This is a genomic window from Enterobacter sp. RIT418 (genome assembly GCF_003057745.1).
In the GTDB taxonomy this organism is placed as follows: Bacteria; Pseudomonadota; Gammaproteobacteria; order Enterobacterales; family Enterobacteriaceae; genus Enterobacter.
This window is the reverse complement of sequence record NZ_QBJD02000001.1, coordinates 18,425-44,775: the sequence shown is the minus strand read 5'-3', so window position 1 is coordinate 44,775 and position 26,351 is coordinate 18,425. Positions and strand designations below refer to the sequence as shown.

General features: G+C 57.1%; 19 protein-coding genes. 5 read left to right on the top strand and 14 right to left on the bottom strand.

The window, feature by feature from the left end; translation table 11 throughout:
* Positions 1 to 85 precede the first annotated feature (85 nt).
* Positions 86 to 2,698, bottom strand: a complete 2,613-nt coding sequence (gene pepN / locus DBY73_RS00180; RefSeq protein ID WP_112009226.1) for an aminopeptidase N — start codon at positions 2,696 to 2,698, stop codon at positions 86 to 88.
* 255 nt (positions 2,699 to 2,953) lie between these two features.
* On the opposite strand from pepN, the gene pncB reads away from it, so the two are divergent.
* The 4 genes from pncB to DBY73_RS00155 all read left to right on the top strand — a co-directional run bounded on the left by pncB (position 2,954) and on the right by DBY73_RS00155 (position 8,763).
* Positions 2,954 to 4,156, top strand: coding sequence for a nicotinate phosphoribosyltransferase (pncB, locus tag DBY73_RS00175; protein WP_112009225.1), 1,203 nt, complete (start codon positions 2,954 to 2,956; stop codon positions 4,154 to 4,156).
* Between the two features lie 166 nt (positions 4,157 to 4,322).
* Entirely contained in the window at positions 4,323 to 5,723 is a 1,401-nt protein-coding gene (asnS, locus tag DBY73_RS00170; protein ID WP_112009224.1) for an asparagine--tRNA ligase, read from the top strand.
* Between the two features lie 605 nt (positions 5,724 to 6,328).
* Positions 6,329 to 7,387 carry a porin OmpF gene (gene ompF, locus DBY73_RS00160; RefSeq protein WP_112009222.1) on the top strand — a complete coding sequence of 353 codons (1,059 nt, stop codon included), beginning with the start codon at positions 6,329 to 6,331 and terminating at the stop codon, positions 7,385 to 7,387.
* Between the two features lie 185 nt (positions 7,388 to 7,572).
* On the top strand, positions 7,573 to 8,763 hold the full coding sequence (locus tag DBY73_RS00155) for an amino acid aminotransferase (RefSeq protein WP_112009221.1): 1,191 nt from the start codon (positions 7,573 to 7,575) through the stop codon (positions 8,761 to 8,763).
* 51 nt (positions 8,764 to 8,814) lie between these two features.
* On the opposite strand, the gene DBY73_RS00150 is transcribed toward DBY73_RS00155, so the two are convergent.
* The 7 genes from DBY73_RS00150 to cmoM all read right to left on the bottom strand — a co-directional run bounded on the left by DBY73_RS00150 (position 8,815) and on the right by cmoM (position 19,446).
* A complete protein-coding gene (locus DBY73_RS00150; protein ID WP_112009220.1) occupies positions 8,815 to 9,462 on the bottom strand; it encodes an MBL fold metallo-hydrolase in 648 nt (215 codons plus the stop codon).
* A 20-nt stretch (positions 9,463 to 9,482) separates the two neighbouring features.
* Entirely contained in the window at positions 9,483 to 10,034 is a 552-nt protein-coding gene (locus DBY73_RS00145) for a YcbK family protein (protein WP_112009219.1), read from the bottom strand.
* Positions 10,035 to 10,210: 176 nt separating this feature from the next.
* Complete coding sequence (gene ldtD / locus DBY73_RS00135) at positions 10,211 to 12,031, bottom strand: L,D-transpeptidase (RefSeq protein WP_112009218.1); 1,821 nt, start codon at positions 12,029 to 12,031, stop codon at positions 10,211 to 10,213.
* Positions 12,032 to 12,207: 176 nt separating this feature from the next.
* The gene (mukB, locus tag DBY73_RS00130; protein ID WP_112009217.1) at positions 12,208 to 16,656 is read right to left on the bottom strand and encodes a chromosome partition protein MukB; all 4,449 of its coding nucleotides are present in this window, start codon (positions 16,654 to 16,656) and stop codon (positions 12,208 to 12,210) included.
* Complete coding sequence (gene mukE, locus DBY73_RS00125) at positions 16,656 to 17,360, bottom strand: chromosome partition protein MukE (protein WP_112009216.1); 705 nt, start codon at positions 17,358 to 17,360, stop codon at positions 16,656 to 16,658. Before mukE ends, mukB begins: the two co-directional genes overlap by 1 nt.
* The gene (gene mukF / locus DBY73_RS00120; protein WP_112009215.1) at positions 17,341 to 18,663 is read right to left on the bottom strand and encodes a chromosome partition protein MukF; all 1,323 of its coding nucleotides are present in this window, start codon (positions 18,661 to 18,663) and stop codon (positions 17,341 to 17,343) included. The genes mukE and mukF overlap by 20 nt, the downstream gene beginning before the upstream one ends.
* Before the next feature lie 3 nt (positions 18,664 to 18,666).
* The gene (gene cmoM, locus DBY73_RS00115) at positions 18,667 to 19,446 is read right to left on the bottom strand and encodes a tRNA uridine 5-oxyacetic acid(34) methyltransferase CmoM (protein WP_112009214.1); all 780 of its coding nucleotides are present in this window, start codon (positions 19,444 to 19,446) and stop codon (positions 18,667 to 18,669) included.
* 124 nt (positions 19,447 to 19,570) lie between these two features.
* Between cmoM and elyC the strand changes: the two genes are divergently transcribed.
* On the top strand, positions 19,571 to 20,350 hold the full coding sequence (gene elyC, locus DBY73_RS00110) for an envelope biogenesis factor ElyC (protein WP_112009213.1): 780 nt from the start codon (positions 19,571 to 19,573) through the stop codon (positions 20,348 to 20,350).
* Here elyC and DBY73_RS00105 read toward each other — a convergent pair.
* From DBY73_RS00105 to msbA, 6 genes are all read right to left on the bottom strand, one after another.
* Positions 20,327 to 21,220 carry a YcbJ family phosphotransferase gene (locus tag DBY73_RS00105; protein WP_112009212.1) on the bottom strand — a complete coding sequence of 298 codons (894 nt, stop codon included), beginning with the start codon at positions 21,218 to 21,220 and terminating at the stop codon, positions 20,327 to 20,329. The two genes, elyC and DBY73_RS00105, sit on opposite strands and share 24 nt — an antisense overlap.
* 138 nt (positions 21,221 to 21,358) lie before the next feature.
* Complete coding sequence (gene kdsB / locus DBY73_RS00100; RefSeq protein WP_112009211.1) at positions 21,359 to 22,105, bottom strand: 3-deoxy-manno-octulosonate cytidylyltransferase; 747 nt, start codon at positions 22,103 to 22,105, stop codon at positions 21,359 to 21,361.
* Positions 22,102 to 22,284 carry a protein YcaR gene (ycaR, locus tag DBY73_RS00095; RefSeq protein ID WP_112009210.1) on the bottom strand — a complete coding sequence of 61 codons (183 nt, stop codon included), beginning with the start codon at positions 22,282 to 22,284 and terminating at the stop codon, positions 22,102 to 22,104. Before ycaR ends, kdsB begins: the two co-directional genes overlap by 4 nt.
* 45 nt (positions 22,285 to 22,329) lie before the next feature.
* Complete coding sequence (locus DBY73_RS00090; protein ID WP_112009209.1) at positions 22,330 to 23,559, bottom strand: winged helix-turn-helix domain-containing protein; 1,230 nt, start codon at positions 23,557 to 23,559, stop codon at positions 22,330 to 22,332.
* 44 nt (positions 23,560 to 23,603) lie between these two features.
* Entirely contained in the window at positions 23,604 to 24,581 is a 978-nt protein-coding gene (gene lpxK / locus DBY73_RS00085) for a tetraacyldisaccharide 4'-kinase (protein WP_112009208.1), read from the bottom strand.
* Positions 24,578 to 26,326 carry a lipid A ABC transporter ATP-binding protein/permease MsbA gene (gene msbA / locus DBY73_RS00080; RefSeq protein WP_112009207.1) on the bottom strand — a complete coding sequence of 583 codons (1,749 nt, stop codon included), beginning with the start codon at positions 26,324 to 26,326 and terminating at the stop codon, positions 24,578 to 24,580. Before msbA ends, lpxK begins: the two co-directional genes overlap by 4 nt.
* Positions 26,327 to 26,351 lie beyond the last annotated feature (25 nt).

The following is a 26,351-nucleotide window of genomic DNA, read 5'->3' as shown; positions in this document are numbered from 1 at the left end:
TCTCCCGCAGGGAGAGGGAGAAAACACTAAAAACGGCAACCGAGGTTGCCGTTTTGCTTTTAGCTGCCCACCGGGCTTTTTTACATCACGCTAAGGCTTTAGCGATCTTCTCGTACAAATCGCCGGACAGGTTTTCCAGCCCTTTTAGCTGCTCAAGCGCGGCGCGCATCTTCGCCTGACGCTTCGCATCGTAGCGCTTCAGGCGGATCAGCGGCTCAATCAGGCGCGACGCCACCTGCGGGTTACGGCTGTTCAGCTCGGTCAGCATTTCCACCATAAACTGATAGCCGCTGCCGTCTTCCGCGTGGAACGCGGCCGGATTGCTGCTGGCAAACGCGCCGATCAGCGAGCGCACGCGGTTCGGGTTGCTCATGGTGAACGAGCGATGCTTCAGCAGGCTGCGCACGTTGCTAAGCGCGTCGGCCGCCGGGCTGGTGGCCTGCAGGATGAACCACTTGTCCATCACCAGACCATCCTGATGCCACTTGTCATCGTATTCCTGCATCAGCGCATCGCGGCACGGCAGTTCGGCGGCGACGCTTGCCGCCAGGGCCGCCAGCGCGTCGGTCATGTTGTCCGCATCGTGATACTGCTTGCTCACCAGCGCGTCTGCGAGCTCGACCTCGCCAAACGCCAGATAGCGCAGGCAGGTATTGCGCAGAGAACGCTTGCCGATATCCGCATGCTCAACGCGATACGCGTCCAGCCGGTTGGCGTTGTAAATTGCGAGGAACTCGTCCGCCAGCTCGGTCGCCAGCGTGCGGGTCAGCGCTTCACGCACGGCAACAATCGCGATCGGGTCGATAATGTCGAACAGCTCGGCGATTTCCGTCGCGGACGGCAGCGTCAGGATTTCAGCCGCCAGCGCCGGGTCAATGTGCTCATCCAGCAGGATCGCGCGGAACGCGTCGGCGACATGCACCGGCAGAGTCAGCGGCTGACCCTGCTGGTATCGGTTAACGTTCAGCTTGATGTAGGTTGCCAGCAGGCTTTGCGCCGCATCCCAGCGGGAGAAGTCGTTGCGCGCGTGGCGCATCAGGAAGGTCAGCTGCTGGTCGCTCCACTTGTACTCCAGCTTCACCGGCGCGGAGAATTCGCAAAGCAGCGCCGGGACCGGCTGGAAGTAGACGTTATCGAAGATAAAGGTCTGCTCGGCCTGGGTCACGTTGAGCACGTGATGGACCGGATGGCCGCCCTTCTGCAGCGGGATGACTTTGCCTTCGTTATCGTACAGCTCAATGCTGAACGGAATATGTAAAGGATGCTTCTCTTCCTGCTCGGCCGTCGGCGGCGTGCGCTGGCTGATGGTCAACGTGTACTGCTCGGTCTCCGGGTTGTAGTCGTCTTTAACGGTCACAATCGGCGTGCCGGCCTGGCTGTACCAGCGGCGGAAGTGGGACAGGTCGACATTCGAGGCATCTTCCATTGCCTGAACGAAATCATCGCAGGTAGCCGCGCTGCCGTCATGACGCTCGAAGTAAAGCTGCATGCCCTTCTGGAAGTTTTCTTCGCCCAGCAGGGTGTGGATCATGCGAATGATCTCAGCGCCCTTCTCGTACACCGTCAGGGTGTAGAAGTTGTTCATCTCGATAACTTTATCCGGGCGAATCGGGTGCGCCATCGGGCTGGCGTCTTCCGCAAACTGCAGGCCGCGCATGGTGCGCACGTTATTGATACGGTTGACCGCGCGCGAACCCAAATCGGAGCTGAACTCCTGGTCGCGGAAGACGGTCAGGCCCTCTTTCAGGCTCAGCTGGAACCAGTCGCGGCAGGTCACGCGGTTACCGGTCCAGTTGTGGAAATACTCGTGGCCGATAACGCGCTCAATATCGAGATAATCTTTATCGGTGGCGGTATCGGTGCGGGCGAGGACGTATTTGGAGTTAAAGACGTTAAGGCCCTTGTTCTCCATCGCGCCCATGTTGAAGAAGTCGACGGCGACGATCATATAGATGTCGAGATCGTATTCGAGGCCGAAGCGCTCCTCGTCCCACTTCATGGAATTGATCAGGGAGGTCATCGCCCACGGCGCGCGGTCGAGGTTGCCGCGGTCAACAAACAGCTCCAGCGCCACCTCGCGGCCTGAACGGGTTTTGAAAGTGTCGCGCAGGACGTCGAAGTCCCCCGCCACCAGCGCAAACAGGTAGCACGGTTTCGGGAACGGGTCCCGCCACTGCACCCAGTGACGCCCGTTTTCCAGTTCGCCTTCGCCTACGCGGTTCCCGTTGGAAAGCAGGAAGGGATACAGCGTTTTATCGGCGATAATTTTGGTGGTAAAACGCGCCAGCACGTCCGGGCGGTCAAGATACCAGGTGATATGGCGGAAGCCTTCGGCTTCACACTGGGTACACAGCGCCACGCCCGACTGGTAAAGCCCTTCCAGCGCGGTGTTAGCAGCAGGGCTAATTTCATTGACGATGCGCAGCGTAAAGCGTTCCGGCAGATTATCGATGACCAGCTGGTTGCCTTCTTCTTTATAGTCTGTCCAGGCTACATCATTAATATGCAGGGAAACCAGCGTCAGGTCTTCGCCATCCAGGCGCAGCGGCACAGCCGTCGCGCTCTGGCGCATGACCTGGCTTACCGCCGTAACAACGGTTTTAGTGGCATCCAGGTCAAAAGTCAGATCGATATCGCTAATCAGGTAATCCGGCGCACGGTAGTCGTGGCGGTATTTGGCTTGTGGCTGTTGTGTCATAGAAAACCTTATGCATCGTTTGTCGAATATCGAATCCAGTCTATTCCTGTTGCGGAAAACGCGCTACGCAGAATGTTCATCTTTTCAGTGACAACGCCCTTTTTCGCTACATTTTTATAACACGGGGCACGAAATGCGCTCGACCCTAAAGACACCTTATGGTGTGATCGGGGTTCAATAAATTGATAAACACGGTATACTTCAGCGTTGTTTATTGTACTAAACGCTCCCGTGAGAGGATGCTACTGCGCACCTATGACTCAATTCGCTTCCCCTGTTCTGCATACGTTGCTGGATACCGACGCGTATAAACTGCATATGCAGCAAGCCGTGTTTCACCACTATCATGATGTCCATGTTGCGGCGGAGTTTCGCTGCCGGGGCGACGACTTGCTGGGTATCTATGCGGATTCCATTCGCGAACAGGTCGATGCCATGCAGCATCTGGCGCTGCAGGACGATGAGTATCAATGGCTTTCCGGCCTGCCGTTCTTTAAAGAAGACTACCTCAACTGGCTGCGCGACTTCCGCTATAAGCCTGAGCAGGTCACCATCTCTAACGATAACGGCAAGCTCAACATCCGTCTTGAAGGGCCGTGGCGCGAAGTGATCATGTGGGAGGTGCCGCTGCTGGCCGTCATCAGCGAGCTGGCCCACCGCTACCGCTCGCCGGAAATGGGCGTTGAGCAGGCGCTGGACTCGCTGGAGAAAAAGCTGGTTGAGTTTACTGCGCTGACCGACGGGCTGGATATGTCACGCTTCCGCCTGATGGACTTTGGTACCCGCCGTCGATTCTCACGCGAGGTACAGCAGGCCATCGTTGAGCGCCTGCAGCAGGAACCGTGGTTTGTCGGCACCAGCAACTACGACCTGGCGCGTCGACTGGACTTAACGCCGATGGGCACCCAGGCGCACGAGTGGTTCCAGGCGCATCAGCAGATCAGCCCCGACCTTGCGAACAGCCAGCGCGCCGCCCTGGCCGCGTGGCTTGAAGAATATCCAGATCGCCTCGGTATCGCGCTGACCGACTGCATTACTATGGACGCGTTCCTGCGCGACTTTGGTCCTGAGTTTGCCGAACGCTATCAGGGCCTGCGCCATGATTCCGGCGATCCCGTTGAGTGGGGCGAGAAAGCCATCGCTCACTATGAAAAGCTCGGCATTGATCCCATGAGCAAGGTGCTGGTCTTCTCCGACAATCTCGATCTGGCGAAGGCCGTCGACCTGTACCGTCATTTCTCTTCCCGAGTGAACCTGAGCTTTGGTATTGGCACCCGCTTAACGTGCGATATTCCTCAGGTAAAACCTCTGAATATCGTTATTAAGCTGGTGGAATGTAACGGTAAGCCGGTAGCAAAGCTCTCCGACAGCCCGGGAAAAACCATCTGCCATGATAAAGCCTTCGTTCGCGCCTTGCGCAAAGCGTTCGATCTCCCGCAGATTAAAAAGGCCAGCTAAGCGCCTGGGGGAGCCTTAATGGCTCCCCCTCCCCTTATTTTTTCTTAATTCTTCTCTTTTGGCTGCGAAATTTACTTGTCTGATGGCGGATGGCAGGTAACATAGATATCCCCCCATAAGGGTGGACAAGTGTTTATTTTTTCCGACTATTAACAGAGAGAATATTATGAGCGTTGTGCCTGTAGCCGACGTACTCCAGGGCCGTGTCGCCGTTGACCAGGAAGTCACCGTGCGCGGATGGGTGCGTACTCGCCGAGATTCTAAAGCTGGCATCTCCTTCCTCGCCGTCTATGACGGTTCCTGCTTTGATCCTGTACAGGCCGTCATTAATAATTCTCTGCCCAATTACAATGATGACGTGCTGCACCTGACAACAGGCTGCTCCGTTATCGTGACCGGTGTTGTTGTCGCCTCACCGGGCCAGGGCCAGAGTTTCGAAATTCAGGCTTCTGCCATCGAAGTGACCGGCTGGGTTGAAGATCCGGATACCTACCCAATGGCGGCAAAACGCCACAGCATTGAGTATCTGCGCGAAGTGGCGCATCTGCGTCCGCGCACCAACCTGATTGGTGCCGTAGCTCGCGTACGCCATACGCTGGCGCAGGCGCTGCATCGCTTCTTTAACGAGCAGGGTTATTTCTGGGTCTCTACCCCGCTGATTACCGCGTCCGATACCGAGGGTGCCGGTGAAATGTTCCGCGTTTCCACGCTGGATATGGAAAACCTGCCGCGCACGCCGGAAGGCAAAGTAGACTTTGACAAAGACTTCTTTGGTAAAGAGGCCTTCCTGACGGTGTCCGGCCAGCTCAACGGCGAAACCTACGCCTGCGCGCTGTCTAAGATCTACACCTTTGGCCCAACTTTCCGTGCGGAAAACTCCAACACCAGCCGCCACCTGGCGGAGTTCTGGATGCTGGAGCCGGAAGTGGCCTTTGCCGATCTGGACGACGCTGCCGCGCTGGCTGAAGCCATGCTGAAATACGTGTTCAAAGCGGTGCTTGAAGAGCGCGCTGACGACATGAAATTCTTCGCCGAGCGCGTGGACAACGACGCGATTGCCCGCCTTGAGCGCTTCGTGTCCGCTGACTTCGCCCAGGTGGATTACACCGACGCGGTGGCAATCCTCGAAAAATGCGGTGAGAAGTTCGAGAACCCGGTTTACTGGGGCGTGGACCTCTCTTCCGAACACGAACGCTACCTGGCCGAGAAGCACTTCAAAGCGCCGGTTGTTGTGAAAAACTACCCGAAAGACATTAAGGCCTTCTACATGCGCCTTAACGAAGACGGTAAAACCGTTGCCGCAATGGACGTTCTGGCGCCGGGCATCGGTGAAATCATCGGGGGTTCCCAGCGTGAAGAGCGTCTGGACGTACTGGATGCACGTATGGAAGAGATGGGGCTCAACCCGGCGGACTACAGCTGGTATCGCGATCTGCGCCGCTACGGCACCGTACCGCACTCCGGTTTTGGCCTCGGCTTCGAGCGTCTGATTGCCTACGTGACCGGCGTTCAGAACGTGCGCGACGTCATTCCGTTCCCGCGTACCCCGCGTAACGCCAGCTTCTAATCAGCATCAATCTCAATGGCCAGCTATGCTGGCCATTATTTTATTCTGCACTGTCAGTTTCCGTCAGCGATAAGTCAGCTTCATTAAACATCAACCCCGCAAAAACCACTGCCTGTTACGTTTTATTTCCGCGAAATATCTGTCAACAAAAAAGAAACCACACCATCATTGCGCCTAATACAAATCTGAAGCATTAGCACAATTTTCAATCAATTTCACAGCCATCCAGAAGTCTTATTTAGCGTATAAGAAAAAACGACTCGTTGAAGGTTTGTTTAGAGGAAGCGCTTTTATCTAAATTAAATATAAGAAATTCATATAGATACATATAGGGGTGCAGATTTATTAACCATTCAGTCCCGAAATTTGAGGTGGTTCACAAAGTTCCCTGTTTTACATATTTTCTTACACATTATTTCTTTTTGTTACTCAATCTTGATGTTTGTAGCATTTTCAGGCTAGCGAAACGGTTCGGTGAATGGAAAGATGCCTGTCAGACACATAAAGACACCAAACTCTCATCAATAGTTCCGGAAATATTTATTGACAGAATTTATTGGCGGCAGTGGCGAGTGTCATAAAAAAACCAATGAGGGTAATAAATAATGATGAAGCGCAATATTCTGGCAGCGGTGATCCCTGCCCTGCTGGTAGCCGGTGCAGCTAACGCTGCAGAAATCTATAACAAAGACGGCAACAAACTGGACCTGTACGGTAAAGCCGTTGGTCTGCACTACTTCTCTGATGATTCCGGCAACGATGGCGACAAAACCTACGCGCGTCTGGGCTTCAAAGGTGAAACTCAGATCAACGACCAGCTGACCGGTTACGGCCAGTGGGAATATAACTTCCAGGGTAACAACTCTGAAGGCAGCGACGCGCAGACCGGTAACAAAACCCGTCTGGCCTATGCTGGTCTGAAATTTGGTGACGCAGGCTCCTTCGACTACGGTCGTAACTACGGCCTGGTGTACGACGTAATCGGTATTACCGATATGCTGCCTGAGTTCGGTGGCGACACTGGCGCGAGCGATGACTTCTTCGCTGGCCGTACCGGTGGCCTGGCAACTTACCGCAACAACAACTTCTTCGGCCTGGTTGATGGTCTGAACTTCGGCGTTCAGTACCTGGGCAAAAACGAACGTGACGACGCTGTTCGCTCTAACGGCGACGGTTGGGCAACGTCTATGAGCTACGAGTTTGACGGCTTCTCCGTACTGGGTGCTTATGGCGCTGCTGACCGTACCAACGCACAGCAGAACCTGGCATGGGGTAAAGGCGACAAAGCTGAGCAGTGGGCAACCGGTCTGAAATATGACGCGAACAACATCTACCTGGCAGCGCTGTACGGTGAAATGCGCAACGCAGCACGTCTGAGCAGCCGCGGCTTCGCTAACAAAACTCAGGACTTCTCCGTTGTTGCACAGTACCAGTTCGACTTCGGCCTGCGTCCGTCCATCGCTTACTACAAATCTAAAGCGAAAGACGTAGAGGGTATTGGTGACGAAGATTACATCAACTACATCGATGTTGGCGCAACCTACTACTTCAACAAAAACATGTCCACCTACGTTGACTACATGATCAACCAGCTGAAAAGCGACAACAAGCTGGGCATGAGCAGCGACGACATCGTGGCTCTGGGTATTGTTTACCAGTTCTAATCAGTACACCACGCTGTTATATGCATAAGAGACAGGGCTTCGGCCCTGTTTTTTTTATGGCTGTCAGAAAATAATAGCGACTTTTGAAAAGCCGCACGCTTTTCATCGCAAACGGTTGGCATTTTGTAAATCTCCCGTTAACCTGATAGCGGATTTCACTTCTGTCATCACAATGGAACTTCGTCATGTTTGAGAACATTACCGCCGCTCCTGCCGACCCTATTCTGGGCCTGGCCGATCTGTTTCGTGCCGACGACCGCCCTGGCAAAATCAACCTGGGTATTGGTGTGTATAAAGATGAAACCGGCAAAACACCGGTTCTGACCAGCGTTAAAAAAGCAGAGCAGTATCTGCTGGAAAACGAAACCACCAAGAACTACCTCGGTATTGATGGTATTCCGGAATTCGGTCGCTGCACGCAGGAGCTGCTGTTCGGTAAAGGCAGCACCATTGTGAGCGACAAACGTGCTCGCACTGCGCAAACCCCAGGCGGTACCGGCGCGCTGCGCGTGGCGGCGGATTTCCTGGCGAAAAACACCTCCGTTAAGCGCGTCTGGGTAAGCAACCCAAGCTGGCCTAACCACAAGAGCGTCTTTAACTCTGCGGGTCTGGAAGTGCGCGAGTACGCCTATTACGACGCGGCAAACCACTCCCTGGACTTTGACGGCCTGCTGGCAAGCCTGAACGACGCGCAGGCGGGTGACGTAGTGCTGTTCCACGGCTGCTGCCATAACCCAACGGGTATCGATCCGACGCTGGAGCAGTGGGAGCATCTGGCGAAGCTGTCCGTCGAAAAAGGCTGGCTGCCGCTGTTCGACTTCGCCTACCAGGGCTTTGCCCGCGGTCTGGAAGAAGATGCGGAAGGCTTACGCGCGTTCGCTGCCGTTCACCAGGAGCTGATTGTCGCGAGCTCCTACTCCAAGAACTTTGGCCTGTACAACGAGCGCGTGGGCGCCTGCACGCTGGTTGCCGCCGATGAGCAAACCGTTGACCGCGCGTTCAGCCAGATGAAATCCGCGATCCGCGCCAACTACTCCAACCCACCGGCACACGGTGCGTCCGTGGTGGCGACCATTTTGAGCAACGACGCCCTGCGCGCTATCTGGGAACAAGAGCTGAACGACATGCGCCAGCGCATCCAGCGCATGCGCCTGCTGTTTGTGAGCACGCTGGCCGAGAAAGGCGCCGACCGAGACTTTAGCTTTATCATCAAGCAGAACGGCATGTTCTCCTTCAGCGGCCTGACCAAAGAGCAGGTTATGCGCCTGCGTGAGGAGTTTGGCGTTTACGCCGTCGCCTCTGGCCGCGTGAACGTGGCGGGCATGACGCCAGATAATATGGCGCCGCTGTGCGAAGCCATCGTCGCCGTGCTGTAATCATTCAGCGCCCATAAAAAAGCCTGCTTAGCGCAGGCTTTTTTTATTCGGTTACCAGACTGGCATTTCATCCTGAAGGAACGGATTATGCAGCCGCTCGTATCCGAGCGTTGATAGCGGTCCGTGACCCGGAATAAACGTTACGTCATCGCCAAGCGGCAACAGCTTCTGCTTAATCGACTGAATCAGCTGACCGTGATCGCCACGCGGAAAATCGCTGCGCCCTACGCCGCCTTTGAAAATCACATCGCCGGAAATCAGCAGACGCGACTGGTCATCAAAGAAAACGATATGGCCCGGCGTATGCCCAGGACAATGCAGCACCTGTAAAGCCACATTCCCTACGCTTATGCGATCGCCTTCGTTCAGCCAGCGATCGGGCGTCAGCGGCTGGCACTCATCCAGGCCAAACATACGGCTTTGGGCAGGCAGTCCCTGCAGCCAGAACTCATCTTCTTTTTCCGGGCCAATCACGGGGATACCGTAATGTTGAGCCAGTTCAGCCGCAGCGCCCACATGATCAAGATGACCATGGGTGAGCAAAATCTGCATCAGCGTCACGCCGCTTGCTGCGACTTCCTGCTTGATTTTCTCAGCGTCACCGCCGGGATCGACAAGCGCGGCCAGTTTGGTTTGCTCGCACCAGATTAATGAACAGTTCTGGGAGAACGCGGTAACCGGAATAATACGATAGTTCATACTGCTCCTGTGTTTCGTTATTACCAGTGCCGAACCGGCCCGGTATCAATATGCACAAAGTTGCTGCTGGGGTAATATCCTACACCACCTGCGCGCATAGATAACGCAGCTTTGCGAATATTGGCTAACGAAACGCCCTCAATATGAAAGTCCATCGCCTGCCCTTTCGTGTGGTAGCTTTTTTTCGCTACGCCACGGCTATGGGCGCGCAGCTCGTTATTGGTATCAAGAGAGCGATAGCCGGAAATAAGCTGCACGGGCCTGCGGGTTCCAAGCATGCCCTGTAGGCGGAACAGCTGATCGAAAAGTCCAGGGTCGATGGCTTTAACTTTATTCGCGCGGAAATCACGGAAAAAATGGTTAAGTCGAGCTAATTCATCCTGAATATAGCCTCTGCCATCGAAAAACTCCGCTTTAAGCGTTTCACCTGTATGCAGGTTATTTAGCGTTAATATGCGCGGTCGAGGTGTCGAGAGGGTGGCAAATGCTGGCGTCGGCAGGATGGCAGCAGCGCCCAGCGCAGCACCACCTAACGCCAGCAGTTTGCGGCGATTAGCGTCAAATTTGTCCATGATAATCAGGTCTACAGGTCAAAAGTTATCGTAAGTATGCATAGCGCACGATGGGCACCATAACTGGCTTAAACCTGTAAGTCAAGGTGCCCAACCCCAGTAAACATGCGGCTTACAGCCAGATCGCCTAATGCTTACCATAACTTACGACAATCGTTTTCCCCGAACTACTTCATTTACCTGATTAATTGTTCCGCTTTTGGCAAAATTTGTGCGCCAGATCGCGCGGTGAGATCATAATTGTAAATATCTGTACGATATTGGGTACGACCATCTTCTCCGACGAAGGCCGTCAGGTAATAAAGATTAACAGGAATATTTTGGCGAATATTCACGTAGCGCGTATTTCCTTCCTTAAGCGCATCGGAAATCCGCGCGTCGTTCCAGCCTGCATCCTGTAACAGCATATTCGCCAGCTCTGAGGCCTTATTCACGCGAACGCAGCCTGAGCTGAGCGCGCGAGTGTCCTTCTGGAACAGATTGTGGTTTGGCGTATCGTGCAGATAAATAGCGTCCGAGCTCGGCATATTGAATTTGTAACGCCCAAGCGAGTTGTGCGCGCCGGGTGCCTGCTGGAAGCGGAACGGCAGGTTAGATGCGGTGATCGTCGACCAGTCCACCATGTAAGGATCGATGGCCTCTTTGCTGTTCCAGCCGCGCATCACCGTGTAGTTATGCCGTTCAAGGTATCCCGGGTCACTCCACAGCTTAGGCAGAATATCCTTACGCGCCAGCGTCGGCGGCACGTTCCACGGCGGGTTGACCACCACGTTATTCAATGCGCTGCTCATCATCGGCGTTTTGCGATCGGGACGACCGACAATCACGCGTGAGGCCAGGACTTCGCTCCCGTTCTGATAGTAAACCAGCGAGTATGCCGGGATATTTACCATAATGCCGGTCGACAAGGTGCCGGGCAGCAGCCGCAGACGCTGGATGTTCAGCGCCAGCACGCCGGCCCGCTGAGCAGGCGAAACGTTGAGCCAGTCGCGGGTGGACTGACCGATGACGCCGTCAGCGCCCAGCCCCTGCAGGGCCTGGAACTGCTTGACCGCAGCCACCAGCTCGCGATCGTATACCGCCGGTTTATTACTCACGGCGCCTTTTCGTTCCTTCACCGGCGCCGAAGGGCTAACCACCGCGCTTTCTGGCTCGTCGCCGGGAAGCGCAATTTTGGGCCCCCCGTTCAGAACGCCGGAGCGCGCGAGGATTTCACGCAATGCAGGCACATCGCTGCTCCACTGCCCCGGACGCAGGGTGGCGGTAGCGCGCAGCTGCGGCCACGGACGAGAATCCGCCACCAGGTCCAGCAGGGACTGATGCATAGTGGCATATTGAGGGTGTGCGGGTGCCAGGCTCGCAATAAAGCGCGGCAGCTCGCCGTTATCGAGCGAAAGCTGCCACTGATTAATTACCGACAGCGCCGGCGTGGCAAGCTTGTAGGGCTTATCGCTATAGAGCCAGCGACCGCCGTTGACCGGGATGCCCGCAACGAACTGCAGATAACCCATCATGGCGTCGGACAGCACGACGTCGCGCGCCTGGCCGGTCACAGCCGAATCGGTCAATAGCTCAACCCAGGTGGTAAATTGCGGCTGGAAGCCCGCAATCGCCACTTCTGCCAGCTGCTGTTGAAACGCCCTGACCGCATCGCGATTTTCCCACATGGGCTTCATGTCGCGCGCCGCATACAAGAGCGTTAGCTGATTGATGTACGCAGGCGTGTAGCCGGAAGGCAGCCCTGTCATGAGCTGCTGGCGAAGTGATTCCGTATCAATACCTTCAGGCAGCGGCCTGATGCCGGCCATGATGGCCGTCGCCGGAGATTGCTCCAGCGGCTGCGACAGCGATGTCGGCTGCGCGCCCACGGTTGCGGAGCTGTCCGTCGGTACCATTTCAGGCTCGTCGGCCCGTGCACTTAACAGTGGAGCAAACATCACCGTCAGGCATAAACTCAGCGCGGACAGCTGATGACCACGATTTTTCTTTAGCAACATCCCTTGCCCCCTGTTTTTACGACATGCCCATCATTCTGGGGCTTTTCTTCATTATAGAAAGGCTTAAACGCTGTTGCCTTACCTTATGTAAAGAAGTTTAAAGATAACGCAGCCGGGTGTATAGGATAAGTGAAAAAAAAGCGGCGCTGATGCGCCGCTTGATGTCATGAACCGCGTTAAGACGCGTCGGCCGTACCCGGCAAGGATTCCGGCGGCTGCGGCGCAAAGCCCCGCAGACCGACAACGTGCACGTGCTCGGTATTCTGGAACACCTTACGCACCAGCTTGTACGTCGTGCCTTTTTCCGGACTGATGTTTTCCGGCGCCGCGATGATGAGCTGCATGTCGAGACGATCGCAAAGCTCAAACAGCGTAGCAATGGAGCGAGCATCCAGACGCGCCGCTTCATCAAGGAACAGCAGACGGCACGGAGAAATATCTTTTCCGCGCAGGCGGCGAGATTCGTCTTCCCAGCTCTGCACCACCATCACCAGAATCGACATCCCCGTACCGATAGCCTCACCCGTAGAGAGCGCGCCGGATTCCGCGCGCAGCCAGCCGTCAGAGCCACGGTTAACCTCAACTTCCATCTCCAGGTAGTTACGGTAATCCAGCAGCTCTTCTCCGATAGTTTGCGGCGTGCGCTGGCCCATATCGATCTGCGGGTTCAGGCGCTGGTACAGCTTCGCCAGCGCTTCAGAGAAGGTCAGACGGTTGCTGTTGAACAGATCCTGATGCTGCTCGTGCTGTTCTGAGAGTACGTCCAGCAGCGTAGCGTGCGCTTCACGCACGTTCACGTTAAGACGCACGCTGTTCACCTGACCAAACGACACGCTCTGCAGGCCCTGGTTCAGCTGACGGATGCGGTTCTGCTCGCGCTGAATGGTTTTGCGAATAATGTTCGCCACGCTGCGGGAGCTGATTGCCAGCTTTTGCTCGCGCGAGGTCAGCTCTTCCGTCAGGCGGCCCAGCTCGATTTCCATCTGCTCAATGGCTTCAACCGGATCGTCGGTGCGGATGATGTCCTGACGAATACGCTCGCGCAGGTGCTGATACACCGCCACGAAGAACTGAATCTTACGCTCCGGGCGTTTTGGATCTTCAGACATGCGCAGCACGTCGCGCAGGTGCTCGTTATCCGCCACCGCCAGGCGCAGCGCACCCAGCGCCTTATCCGACATGGAGCGCAGCTCGTCGCCGGAAAGATAGGCCAGCTCGCGACGGTGCAGACGACGCTCAACGCCGTTGTCTTTCACCATTCGCATCACAGCGCACCAGCCCGCTTTCGCGCTAACGACCTGCTCGCGCATTTCGTGATAGTCACGCTCCAGCTTGCGCAGCCGGCGGGTCAGGTTGTCCATTTCCGCTTCGCAGAAGGTGAGCGCTTTTTCCAGCTGGTTGCGGCGCGCGCGGTTGTTGCTGAGCTGAGCGTGCAGCTCGTCGCGACGAATACGCGCCCGCTCTTCCGCCCCGCTGTCGGCGCGCACGCCGATGTCCTGCAGCTCTTTATGCAGATCGTTTAACAGCTCCTTCTTGGTATCAAAGGAGCTTTTCAGCGAGGCCATGACCTGGCTGTACTGGCTCAGCTGCGCGGCGTGCGTACGCATGGCTTCACGAGCGCGCGTACGCTCCGCTTCGGCCTGCTCCAGACGCTGGCGCAGTTTCTCATTCAGATCGCTATTGCCGCTCAGCATTTCCGCCGAGTCAGAGTAGCCAAAGTGGGCGCGGCGCTGCACGACTTCGGTCAGGGCAAACGCCTGCTGACGCGCCTCGCGCTGCACCTGCTGTGACCAGGCGTAATCTTCTTTCAGTTGCTCATAATGCTCGGGGTCGCTTTGCAGAACGGAGACAACCGGCTCCAGCTTCGCCAGCTGGTTACCGTGCTGCTGCACGAAGCGCGCGGCTTCCTGCGCTTCGTCCAGACGTTCCTGGATTTCGTCCACGCGATCGGCCAGCGTATCATCCGCCAGCAGATTCAGGCGCGGCAGAATGCGGTTCAGCGCGGCAACGCCCTCTTTCGCCTGTTCGAACTGCACGCGGTTTTGCTGGTTATCATTTTCATGATTCGCAATCGCGCGCTCCAGCTCGCCGCGGCGGGTGTTGAGCTTGCGGATTTCCGCTTCCGGGTCGGCTTCAAACGCAACCGACAGGTGGCTGCCGATGAAGCGGCTGAAGGCCTGGTGAAGACGCTGCGTTTTCTGCACGTCAAACGACAGGGTCGCAAAACGTTCGGACAGGGTTTCGCGCTCGGCGTGAAGGCTTTCGATACGGCTTTCGCGCGCCGCGCGGCCAAACAGCGGAAGCTCCGGGAAGCGGGAATAACGCCACTGGCGATCGGCGATTTTGACCACCACCGCTTTTTCCAGCTCATCCACGCTGAAGACGCTGTCATCGAACGACTGCGGGTCCCCTTCGATCAGGTAGAGATCTTCCGGGCAATCTTCCAGACCGGCCAGCTGATCGGAAATCAGCGACAGATCCGGCACCACGATCGCGTTACGTGAAGGGCCATACAGCGCGGAGAAGTACGGCGCGTCGTCCAGACCAACGTCGTCGTAAATTTCCGAGAGCAGCACGCCGCCGAAGCGCTCTGCCAGGGTATTCAGGCGGGCATCTTCGGAGCCGCCCGGCTGGCTTAAGCGCTCAATTTCATCGTCAACGTCGCGCTTGCGAGCGCCAACTTCATCGCGTTCAACAATCGCCTCACGCTCGCGCTCCAGCAGCTGCTGCAGGTATTCGGTCACGTCCTGACTGGATTCAAACTCCTGGCCGCACTGCTCGCTGAGCTGGCTCAGGCTGCTTTGCGCCGCGAGCCACACCGGCGCGCGCTGCAGCAGGGTTTTTGACCGGGCCTGAAGCTGTTCCATCTCCTGGCGCAGCGTCATGCGCTGCTCGCTGGCGTTGGACACGGTGTCCGAGAGCGCCGCGATGCGCGCTTCCAGCTCCTGATGGAGGGCTTCGAGATCGTCGATATCGTAGCTTTTGCCCTGACGCTTGCAGAACTCAGCCAGCAGACGCTCGGCTTCCTGCTGCTCGCGCAGGCGTTGTTCCAGCTCGTTCAGGCGCATGCGCAGCGGCTGAACCTGCTCGGCCAGGTGACGCTGGTTCACGCCATCGCGCAGCAGCTCGCGGGCAACGTTCCACGCATCGCTTCGCGCGACGGGGCCGTTAATCGCCACGACAAGCTGATAAGCCTGCTCAAACTGGCTGTGCGCCGTTTGCGCCACGCTCATTTTCTGATCGAGCGCCAACAGCTTCTCGGTGGCTTCCTGCTCTTTCGCCTGGAAGGTCTCAAGCCATTCGTCAGCGCTGTCCGGCGTCAGGTCAGGCAGATGGCAAAGCTCTTTTGCCCGCTGCAGCGCCTGCAGCGCCTGGTTGTACTGAATCGCACGCGTCTGCTGGACGTCCAGCGCCTGCTGGTAATCGGCAAGCTGGCTTTTCAGCTCATCCACTTCCAGCTCGGCGGCTTCGGCGCGGGCTTCGTTCTCTTCCTGCATATCGGCGGCTTCCGCCACCACTTCGTTCTGCTCTTCGAGACGAATTTGAAGCTCGTCAAGATCCGCCTCATAGCGCTCGATTTTTTCCTGCTGGCGCAGCGCGGTTTGCACCAGGTTCAGGTGATCGCTGGCCGCCTGATAATCCGCTTCCAGATCCCCTTCGGCACCGTTGTGTTCGCCCAGCTCGCGCGCCATTTCAACGTGCTTGTACTGCTCGGCCACCAGCTGTTTGCGGGAGGTGAACAGCTCGCGGCGGTATTCCAGCGCCTGATCGAGATGAATGCGGCGCTCGTTGGCGTGACGCATGTAGTCCGCCGCCACGTAGTTGGTGGCTTCGTTGATCAGATGCTTGAACAGATCGCGGTCAGACTGGGTGACGCGGATCGCTTCCAGCGTCATGCGGTTTTCACGCAGCGCGGCTTCCATATCCTGGAAGGCCTTGCGCACGCCGCTGTTTTCCGGCAGCAGGTAGTCACGCAGCGAGCGGGTAATGGCGCTGGAAATACCGCCATACAGCGACGCTTCGATAAGGCGGTAGTATTTGCTGCGATCGGACGCCGTGCGAAGACGACGCGCTACCACGCCCAGATCGAACATCAGGGAGTGGTAATCGGTAATCGAGTTGAACTGCTTAAACTGAACGCCCTCGATGGCTTCGAGCTTGTCCTTCAGCTCCTGCAGCGTCAGCACGCGCGCCTGGCGTTCGTTCAGGGTTTCCGTCAGCAGCGCGGTAGGCTGCACGGAGGTTGGCAGCCCCTGGATCGCAAACGGTTTGATATCGACTTTACGATCGCGACCGGCAACCTGCTGGAGACGTACGCCGACCACCACGCGCTGGTGGCGAGAGTTGATCACGTCCAGTACGGAGTAGCAGACGCCGGCCTTCAGCTTGCCGTGCAGGCCCTTATCTCGGGAGCCGCTTGTGGCCCCCGCTTCGGTGGTGTTGCGGAAGTGCAGGAGGGTCAGATCGGGGATTAGGGCCGTCACAAACGCCGCCATGGTGGTGGACTTGCCCGCACCGTTACCGCCGGACAGCGTCGTTACCAGCTCATCAAGATCGAAGGTTCGCGCAAAGAAACCGTTCCAGTTAATCAGCGTTAGTGAGCGAAATTTACCGCGTTCAATCATTACTCTTCCTCCCCGCTATCCGGCTGATTGTCTTCATGCTCGTCATTGAGCTGCAGGTGATTTTCCACCGGCATCGCTTCCCCGTCGCGGATCATGCGCAGCTGTGCTTCACGCGCGTCGTCGCCCGCACGCACGTCGGCGCCAAAGCGGAACACGGACTCGGTGATGCGGAACTTGCTGCTGTCGTGGCCCATAAACCAGACCATCCCCAGACGACGCAGGCGGTTCAGGGAAGAACGAACCTTTTCCTGTAATTTCTGACGGTCAAGATCCGACCCCGTGGAGCGGTTGTTCACCAGCTTGAGCAGTTTGCTCTCATCCGCCAGCGTCAACAGCTCATCGTAAAGTTCCTGCTGGGTGAAGATACCTTCATTCGCCAGACGCTCGGGACTGAGATAGAGATAGCAAAGAATTTTGCCCACCATCATATCCAGCTCGGACAGAACCGAGCGCGGGATCAGCGTCGTGGAGCGCGGGCGCAAATAGAAGAAACCTTCCGGCGCGCGAATCAGCTCCACGTTATAGCGAGCGTAGAACTCTTCCAGATACTCCTGGAAGTCCATCAAAAAAGCGTGGTTGTCCAGCTCGTCAAGGCCAATGTGACGACCGGCACGCAGCTGGCTGTCCAGCGCCGGAAATAACGGATTCGCCAGCGCCTGCGCCATCTTAAGTGGCATCACTTGTTCAATATTTGTCAATGACATGCGCCTGTACCTTGGCTCCGTAATCGTTGATTGGCTGCCACTTCGGCGGCAACCCGGTAAAATCGGCTTGTGCAATACCCAGGCGCACGGCCTGGTCGACGACAATGCGGGCGATATCAAAATGGCGCGCACGCGGATATTGCGCAAGATACTCGCGCACCACGAGGCCCAGATCCAGCGGCACTTGTCTGGTTTTGTAGACCGCCAGCTGTTCTTCGATCATCGCCGCAAGCTGTTCGCGAATTTCGTTAAATTCTTCAAATTCCAGATCCGGCGGAAGTTCCCCGGTCACCTCTTCGTCGCGCAGCGCCATCTCTTCATCACGCATGTCGAGCAGACGATCGGCGTTGGCATAGGTGAGCGCCCACGGCGCATCGAAATAGGTTTGTACCGACTGGCGCAGCCGCTGTGCAAAGACGCGGTTTTTGTCCATATCGATGGCGGTACGAATAAACTTGTGTACGTGCCGGTCGTAGCCGATCCACAGGTCGATGGACTGCTGGCCCCAGCTGATAATGCGGTCGAGCTTGCTTTGCAGATCGAAGACAAGGCGATCGACAAAGTGCAGATCGTCATGCGCCATCGTGGCATCCTGAATACGCAGCAGGTTGGCCTGCAGCTTATCGCCCGCCGCTTCCAGCGTATCCTGCAGCTCGCGCAGCGTGCCGGACGTTTCTGACAGCAGCATTTCGCAGCTAGAGATGGCCGCACGCCAGTCTTTGTTCAGCAGTTGGGCAATATCGTCTTTCACCTGCTGCTGCTGTTCGTCCATCAGGCGCTGGGTCAGATCGATGCTGTCAAAAATCTCGGCAACCGAGTATTTGAGCGGCGCATAGACGTTACGATGCCAGTGAAACTCATCGCCGTTTTCGTCCGCGGCGTCGGCAGCGCGCTTCAGCTCGCCCGCCACGATCGAGAGCTGCATGGAAAGACGCAGCGTCGAAAATTCGCGCTGGCGAATGTAATAATCCGTGATGCCGATGCCCAGCGGCGTCAGACGATAAATGGCGTTTCCTTCCGCCTGCTCGCTGGTAAAGCGGTTCAGCAGACGTTGACGCACCATATCGTTGATTGCGTTGTTGGCACGCACGCTAATGGTTTCGCTGGTTTGCTCAAACGCATCACTGACGTGGCGGAACGCGTCCACCAGTTCACCCTCGCTCATTTCACCATCCAGACGCTCGCCGTTCAGCGTGGCCACCGCCAGCAGGAATGAGAGCCTGTCGACCGGCAGCGAGATGGAGAAATCATTTTTCCTGGCCCAGGCAACCAGTTCGGGGACTGTCTGGGAAAATTCACTCATAGGTTATCCTTGCATCTGCGGTTTGCGAGCAGTGACATGTATATAACGGCCAAGGCTGATAAAGGGCTCCTGGCGGCAATACCGCGTTTCTAATTCTGTTAAGGTGTCAAAACAGTCACGCTGTTTATGTTTTTCACGCAGATAATCATGAAACACCCTCACGCCCGTCTTGCCGGTTATCTCCCAGCCGATCGCTTCAAGCCAGCCGTAGACCTGTTGAGGATCGCGCGGATAGTCCGGTGAAAGCGTGCGCTTTTTCTTTTTCGGCATCCCGACCTGCACATAGTCGAAATTACCCGCAACCATGTTGTGCATCAGGAAGCCGTTTGCATTGTAGAACATCAGCGACAGCGTGCCGCCGGGGCGCAGCATCGACCACAGCGCCTGTAGCACGCTTTGCGGATCGGCCACCCACTCCAGCACCGCATGAAACAATATCAGATCAACCTGGGTTTCCAAATGCTGTGCAATGTCCTGAGCGGCGCATTGTATAAAATGCATGTTGTCGCTCACACCTTTCTCTTCTGCTGCACGCGTCGCGCGCGCGACCATCTCAGCAGAAAGATCGCAAAGCGTGACGTGATGGCCGCGCTGCGCCATCTTTATGGCCGTTTGGCCTTCGCCGCCGCCCGCATCCAGCACGCGCAACGTTTGGCCGCCAAAACCCGCCAGGATGGTGTCCAAATCCTGCCAGAGGATCGTCTGGCGCAACTGCCCTTTGGTGGTGCCATAAATGTTGCGCGAAAACTTTTCCGCGATGTCATCAAAATTGCGATCCCGCATTGGGAGAGTTCCACTCGATAACTGCAAAACCGCTATTTTGTCATACCCGCGCGGAGAATGAACCTGTCTGGTGTAATATCACGGCTAATCACCTGCTATATGGTTAAAAAAGGAACCAAAAAGGATGCTTTTTACCCTAAAAAAATATGTCGGAGGCATGATGCTGCCTCTTCCGCTGCTGCTGCTGCTTATTGCGCTCGGCCTTGGACTGGTCTGGTTTAGCCGCTTTCAGAAAAGCGGCAAATCGCTCATCACCTTCGGCTGGCTGGCGCTGCTGCTGCTGAGCCTGCAGCCGGTCGCCGACGGGCTGTTACGCCCCATTGAAAACAGCTATCCGACATGGCAGGGAAATCAAAAGGTGGAGTACATCGTGGTGCTGGGCGGGGGCTATACCTGGGACCCAAACTGGGCGCCGAGTTCAAACCTCATCAACAACAGCCTCCCGCGCCTGAACGAGGGCATCCGCCTGTGGCTGGCAAATCCGGGCTCGAAAATGATCTTTACCGGCGCGGCGGCAAAAACGAATCCGGTGAGCACCGCCGAGGCGGGCGCCCGCGTTGCCGAGTCGCTTGGCGTGCCGCGCTCGGCCATTATCACACTGGACAGCCCGAAGGATACCGAAGAGGAAGCGGCAGCGGTGAAGCAGGCGATCGGCGATGCGCCCTTCCTGCTGGTCACCTCCGCATCGCACCTGCCAAGAGCCATGATTTTCTTTGAGAATCAGGGATTGCATCCGCTACCTGCCCCGGCCAATCAGCTGGCGATCGACGCGCCGCTGAATCCGTGGGAACGGGCGATCCCATCCCCGGCCTGGCTGATGCACAGCGATCGCGTGGGCTACGAGACGCTGGGACGCCTCTGGCAGTGGCTCAAAGGCTCGTCAGGCGAGCCACGGCAGGAGTGATTTTGTCGCCAGATCGAAGTTGGCGCGGTTGAACCGCCCGGTATTAACCAGCTGCGCCACTTCATCCCACAGCAGATAGAGCCAGCGCCGCCAGAGAAAGGCCTCCGCCACGGGCGCGCGCTGCAGATAGTGCCACAGCAAATCTTCGGCTAAGCCGCTTTCGCTCAGCCTGAAAAGCTCATATTCGCGCGGTGCCCAGAGCATAATGCCCGGCCCTACCATCGCCAGCAGCTGGTCGCTGCGCGAGTCCTTTAGCATACTGCGCAGCGTGAAGTTGCCATGCACCAGCACGCAGTTGTCGTTAAAGCCTTCAAACAGCGCGGGCAAGCACTCGCGGGTGCGGAACAAAATGCGTTTGTCCTGCATCGTTAAGCCGGTATTGCTGAACTGGTTAAGCGTTCCCCACAGCACCTCCACCCGCTGGCGATACCAGAGCGGCCACAGGTTTTCCTGGGTGCTGTCGACGGCCCCCACCAGCCCGCGGCTGTCCTGACGATGCCAGGCCAGCAGCCCCTCGACGATCTGGTCCTTAAGCTGCTCCCAGCGTTCCGGCGTTCGCGCCGGCGCCTCTACGGGCACGCCGCGCAATCGCTCAATAAGCAGGACGTCCGGGCCGGGATGCTCCTCATGCGTCATTACGCCGTAGACCGTTGGCATGCGCACCGTTCCTTCACGCGCCAGCAGCGACATTTTCCAGGCGAGCTGCCTTGCCACGCCCGGTGAGGTAAAGCTCCTCGCCAGCAGCGGCATTGGATTTCCCTGACTGTCATACAGCGCCCATAGCGCGGTATCCGCTTTTTCATTCACACACTCGACCCGGCTCAATTTTTCGCCAAGCAGATGGCTGAGTTCAGCACGCAGCTGTTCCATATGAGATTACCCCCATGAAGACTACTGCTTTTATAATGAGCGTGCTAAGGGCAGATGTCACCCGGAAGCGATCAAATAGGGGAAAGAAAACAATCTGGAGGGGAGCTATCCCCCCCGAACGAGGGGATAGCAGCAACATTAACGCATTTCGGCGCGTACGCGCTCAAGATCTTCAGGCGTATCAACCCCGGTGCCGGGCACTTCCTGAGCGACCGCGACGTGGATCTTTTCGCCGTACCACAGCACGCGAAGCTGCTCGAGCATTTCGATATGTTCGAGCGGGCTGGGGGCCCAGGTCACGTAGCGGCGAATAAAGCCCGCTCGATAGCCGTAAATTCCCAGATGGCGCAGGAAGGTGTCGCCAATGGTCTCTTTTGACGCGGCAAAACGATCCCGATCCCACGGGATGGTGGCGCGGGAGAAGTAAAGCGCGTAGCCCTCTGCGTCCATGACCACCTTTACCGCGTTAGGATTAAAGGCTTCTTCAACGTGATGAATGGGCACCGCGAGCGTGGCCATTCCCACCTGGCGCTGGGAAAGGTTCTCCGCCACCTGACGAATGATAACTGCCGGGATCATTGGCTCATCGCCCTGCACGTTAACAATAACCGTATCGTCGCTAAAGCCGCATTTTTCGACCACTTCAGCCAGACGCTCCGTACCGGACTGGTGATCGGCGCGAGTCATGCACACTTCACCACCCGCCGCTTCCACCGCGCGCGCCACGTCCGGGTGATCGGTGGCAACGATAACGCGATCGGCACCCGATTCGCGCGCGCGCTCGAGCACATGCACGATCATCGGCTTGCCGTTAATGTCGACCAGCGGCTTGCCCGGCAGGCGGGTAGACGCATAGCGCGCAGGAATAATGACGACAAAACTCATGGTCTGCTCTCTTCTGCGGCCAGGGAGCGGGCTTCGTTTTCCAGCAGGACCGGAATACCGTCGCGCAGCGGGAATGCCAGGCTGTCGAGCTTGCAAATCAGCTCCTGTTTGTCCTGGCTGTAGTAGAGTTTGCCGTTGCACACCGGGCAGGCAATAATTTCAAGTAAACGGTGATCCATAGTTCCTCCGTATGGGTAATAGCTAAAGCTTACCACATTCTTTTTTCAGGCAGTGCCTGTTTCCCAGCCGCTCAGGCAGGTGGTGAATAGCCCGTCCGGCAGGCGCGACAGCGTGACCTCGCGAGCATCCTGCCAGAGCGCAAATTCGCTAATGGCGCTGAACAACCCTTTCTCCAGCGTCGCGGTCACTTTTATCCCCTCTTCAAGATATAGGGCGATAACCTCAAGAACGCCCGTTTTACGGTGCATTTTGGCATCCATACGCCCCACAAGGCGCCCTTTGTGCAGCAGAGGCAGGACAAAATAGCCGTACTGACGCTTTGGCGCAGGGGTATAGCACTCCAGCCGGTAGGTGAAATCAAACAGCTGTTCGGCGCGCTTTCTGTCCCAGACCACCGGGTCGAACGGCGAAAGCACCGCGCTGTGGGTGGCCTGAAGCTTTCCGGCCTCTGCCTGCGCCAACAGCGGGAACAGATCTTCATGCAGCCACATTTCACCCAGCGTCTCGACAGCAACGGGGATTACCTTTTGCTCGCGCTGCCACGCATCCAGCAGCGGTCCGAGCGCAGGCTGACGCAGGCGGTAGTAATCTGCCAGCCACTGTGGGCGAAAAATGCCAAGACTCCGGGCGCTGTTCTCCAGCATGAGGGCTTCTGCCGCCGTCTGGGTCAGCAGGTCGCGCTCATCGTCCCAGCGCGGCATAACGCGATGCGTAAGGTCGTAAACGCGCTGGAAATTACGCCGCTCAACCACCATGACCTTGCCTGAGGTAAATAATCCCTCGAGATGGCGCTTGTGCGGCTTCCATTCCCACCAGCCGCTGGCCCCTTTTTGCGGATACTCAAAGTCAGCGGAGCGTACGGGGCCGTTTTCCTCGATATGCGCGATAAGCTGGTCGATTTCAGCGGCGTGCTCTTGCATCCACTCCTGGCGATATTTCCAGCCCATTTTGTCCGGGGAGAGCATGCGGTGGCGAACAAGCGCGAAATCACTGCGCGGGAGAAAGCAGGCTTCGTGCGCCCAATACTCCATGAGTTCGCCCCGGCTGAGCGCATTGTCCAGCCACTGCGGCGAATAATCGCCCAAGCGGCTAAACAGCACCAGGTACGGGCTGCGGGCCACAATATTAATGGTGTCGATTTGCAGCAACGACATGCGCTGAATAGTCGGGAGAATATCGGTGGGCTTTGCGCGTCTGCGGGGCTTCTTCAGCAGCCCCTGCGCAGCAAGATGCAAATGACGCGCTGCCGAAAGAGAGAGTTGCGGTAAAGACATGCGTTTTCCTGTCAGTCAAAGCGCCGTCAGAACCGCATAAGCCGTTAATGCACCAGCGCTATCAGTTCATTGAGCAATTGTTCCGGCTGCTCGCCGCTGAGTTCGGCGTCAACCGGCAGATACCACCAGTGGGGTTGTGCGAAGGCGCGACATTTTACCGCGTCTTTTTCGGTCATGATTAGCGTCTGGCCGGGGACCGTAAACGCCTTAACCTGTTCCGGCGTCAGCAGCTGATGATCGGCCAACGGGATGCGTTTTTCAAGCCGGGCACCGCATTGCTCAAGCGTCGTAAAGAAGCGCGGAGGATGGCCTATCCCAGCCATCGCCACCAGGGACGGGAGCTGTGAGATCTCCCTACGTTCCCCGGTGAGCAGATTCACCGCACGTCCGGGCCGCAGCAGCATGGCGATCTCGCTTGGCTTTGCCACGCCGCCGTTAACGATTACCGCATCAACGGTCTTGAGGCGCGACGCACGCTCGCGCATCGGGCCGGCGGGTAACCACCAGCCGTTACCAAAGCGACGCACGCCGTCAATGACCACGATTTCCTTATCCCGCGCCAGCGCGTAATGCTGTAGGCCATCGTCAGTAATTATAATTTGCACGGCGTGTTCGGCCAGAAGCGCCCGTACGGCCTCGCTGCGCGCTGGTGATACGGCAACCGGCGCTCCCGTGCGCTGATAAATCAGCACCGGCTCATCTCCGGCTTCCTCAGCGGTGGTTTGCGGGTTCAACAGCAGCGGATAGCGTGCCGCTTTGCCCCCGTAACCACGCGACACCACGCCAGGGCGGATCCCGCGCTTTTGAAGCTGCTCTACCAGCCAGATCACAACCGGCGTTTTACCGTTACCACCCGCAGTGAGATTGCCCACTACCACCACGGGCACCGGCGCGCGCCAGGCGCGTTTCAGCCCCAGACGGTAAAGCAGCCGAATGCCGCCGCTCACCAGGCCGTACAGCCAGGAGAGCGGTAACAGCAGCAGCCACAGAGGAGACTCCCCTGCCCAGATGCGTGCAATCATTCGCCGAACTGCATCTTATGAAGCTGAGCGTAGACGCCGCGATGGGCCAGCAGGTCCGCGTGGCTTCCGCGCTCGACAATCACGCCATCTTCAACCACAACGATTTCATCCGCCTGCTCGATAGTTGACAAGCGGTGCGCAATCACCAGCGACGTGCGGTTCTTTTGCAGCTCGTCCAGGGCGGACTGAATAGCGCGTTCGGATTCGGTATCCAGCGCCGAGGTGGCTTCATCAAGAATAAGAATTGGGCTATCGCGAAGCAGCGCGCGCGCAATGGCGATACGCTGGCGCTGGCCGCCGGAGAGCAGCACGCCGTTCTCGCCAATAATCGTATCCAGGCCGTTATCCATTTTGTTGATAAAGTCCATCGCGTAGGCCATACGCGCGGCATTCTCGATCTGCTCGCGGCTGTACTCTTCCGTACGCGCGTAGGCGATGTTGTTGGCGACCGTATCGTTAAACAGGTGCACGTTCTGAGAGACCAGCGCGACCTGGTTACGCAGCGACTGCAGGGTGTATTCCCGCAGGTCGTGTCCGTCTAAGAGAATTTCGCCTTCGTCGATATCGTAAAAACGCGTGATCAGGCTGGCAATCGTTGACTTACCGGAACCTGAACGGCCCACCAGCGCAACGGTTTTCCCCGCAGGAATGGAGAGATCAATCTTGCGCAGCGCCGGTGCTTCGCGGCCCGGGTAGGTAAAGGTCACGTTGCGGAACTCAAGATCCCCTTTCGCACGGGTGATCTCGCGCTGGCCTTCGTCTTTTTCCTGCTCGGAGTCCAGGATGCTGAACAGCGTCTGGCATGCCGCCATCCCGCGCTGGAACTGCGCGTTGACGTTGGTCAGGGATTTCAGCGGACGCATAAGCGCAATCATCGATGAGAAGACGACGGTGATGGTGCCCGCAGTGAGGGTTTCCATTACGCTTGGGAAGCTGGCCGCGTAGAGCACGAACGCCAGCGCCAGAGAGGCAATCAGCTGGATGATCGGGTCGGAGATTGAAGACGCAGAAACCATCTTCATGCCCTGCAGGCGCATTTTGTTGCTGACCTTATCAAAGCGCGAGGTCTCAACCTGCTGGCCGCCAAAAATAAGCACTTCTTTATGCCCTTTCAGCATTTGTTCAGCGCTGGTCGTCACCTGCCCCATCGTGTTCTGCATATTCTTACTGATATTGCGGAACCGCTTGGACACCACGCGGATCGCAATGGAGACAATCGGCGCCAGGACAATGAGGATAATCGACAGCTGCCAGCTGTAGTAGAACATCATGATAAAGAGGCCGATGATCGAGGCGCCTTCACGCACCACGGTAATCAGCGCGCTGGAAGACGACGACGCGACCTGCTCTGAATCATAGGTAATGCGCGACAGCAGCGTCCCGGTGGACTGCTTGTCAAAGAACGCAACCGGCATGCCCATCATGTGGCTAAACAGCCGACGGCGCATGGTCATAACCACCTTTCCGGATACCCAGGAGATGCAGTAGCTGGAGATATAGCTGGTGATACCGCGCAGGATCATCAGTCCAATAACCACCAGAGGCATCCATAGCAGCACTGAGCGATCCGTTTTACCAAAACCGTCATCCAGTAACGGTTTAAGAAGCGATAACATAAAAGTATCGCTGGCTGCGTTGAGGATTAACGCTACGCCCGCCACGATCAAGCCTGCTTTAAAAGGTGCAATCATCGGCCAGAGTCGGCGGAACGTTTGCCACGTGGAGAGATCTTTGTCGTTATGCATTCAAAAAACCAGCATTTGTTGAAAT

Bases quoted from the DNA above. Each gene is read 5' to 3' on its own strand.
- mukE (WP_112009216.1), bottom strand. From the start codon at position 17,360: ATGTCATTGACAAATATTGAACAAGTGATGCCACTTAAGATGGCGCAG.
- ycaR (WP_112009210.1), bottom strand. From the start codon at position 22,284: ATGGATCACCGTTTACTTGAAATTATTGCCTGCCCGGTGTGCAACGGC.
- DBY73_RS00150 (WP_112009220.1), bottom strand. From the start codon at position 9,462: ATGAACTATCGTATTATTCCGGTTACCGCGTTCTCCCAGAACTGTTCA.
- DBY73_RS00090 (WP_112009209.1), bottom strand. From the start codon at position 23,559: ATGTCTTTACCGCAACTCTCTCTTTCGGCAGCGCGTCATTTGCATCTT.
- pepN (WP_112009226.1), bottom strand. From the start codon at position 2,698: ATGACACAACAGCCACAAGCCAAATACCGCCACGACTACCGTGCGCCG.
- mukB (WP_112009217.1), bottom strand. From the start codon at position 16,656: ATGATTGAACGCGGTAAATTTCGCTCACTAACGCTGATTAACTGGAAC.
- kdsB (WP_112009211.1), bottom strand. From the start codon at position 22,105: ATGAGTTTTGTCGTCATTATTCCTGCGCGCTATGCGTCTACCCGCCTG.
- pncB (WP_112009225.1), top strand. From the start codon at position 2,954: ATGACTCAATTCGCTTCCCCTGTTCTGCATACGTTGCTGGATACCGAC.
- ldtD (WP_112009218.1), bottom strand. From the start codon at position 12,031: ATGTTGCTAAAGAAAAATCGTGGTCATCAGCTGTCCGCGCTGAGTTTA.
- DBY73_RS00105 (WP_112009212.1), bottom strand. From the start codon at position 21,220: ATGGAACAGCTGCGTGCTGAACTCAGCCATCTGCTTGGCGAAAAATTG.
- lpxK (WP_112009208.1), bottom strand. From the start codon at position 24,581: ATGATTGCACGCATCTGGGCAGGGGAGTCTCCTCTGTGGCTGCTGCTG.
- elyC (WP_112009213.1), top strand. From the start codon at position 19,571: ATGCTTTTTACCCTAAAAAAATATGTCGGAGGCATGATGCTGCCTCTT.
- asnS (WP_112009224.1), top strand. From the start codon at position 4,323: ATGAGCGTTGTGCCTGTAGCCGACGTACTCCAGGGCCGTGTCGCCGTT.
- cmoM (WP_112009214.1), bottom strand. From the start codon at position 19,446: ATGCGGGATCGCAATTTTGATGACATCGCGGAAAAGTTTTCGCGCAAC.
- mukF (WP_112009215.1), bottom strand. From the start codon at position 18,663: ATGAGTGAATTTTCCCAGACAGTCCCCGAACTGGTTGCCTGGGCCAGG.
- msbA (WP_112009207.1), bottom strand. From the start codon at position 26,326: ATGCATAACGACAAAGATCTCTCCACGTGGCAAACGTTCCGCCGACTC.
- DBY73_RS00145 (WP_112009219.1), bottom strand. From the start codon at position 10,034: ATGGACAAATTTGACGCTAATCGCCGCAAACTGCTGGCGTTAGGTGGT.
- ompF (WP_112009222.1), top strand. From the start codon at position 6,329: ATGATGAAGCGCAATATTCTGGCAGCGGTGATCCCTGCCCTGCTGGTA.
- DBY73_RS00155 (WP_112009221.1), top strand. From the start codon at position 7,573: ATGTTTGAGAACATTACCGCCGCTCCTGCCGACCCTATTCTGGGCCTG.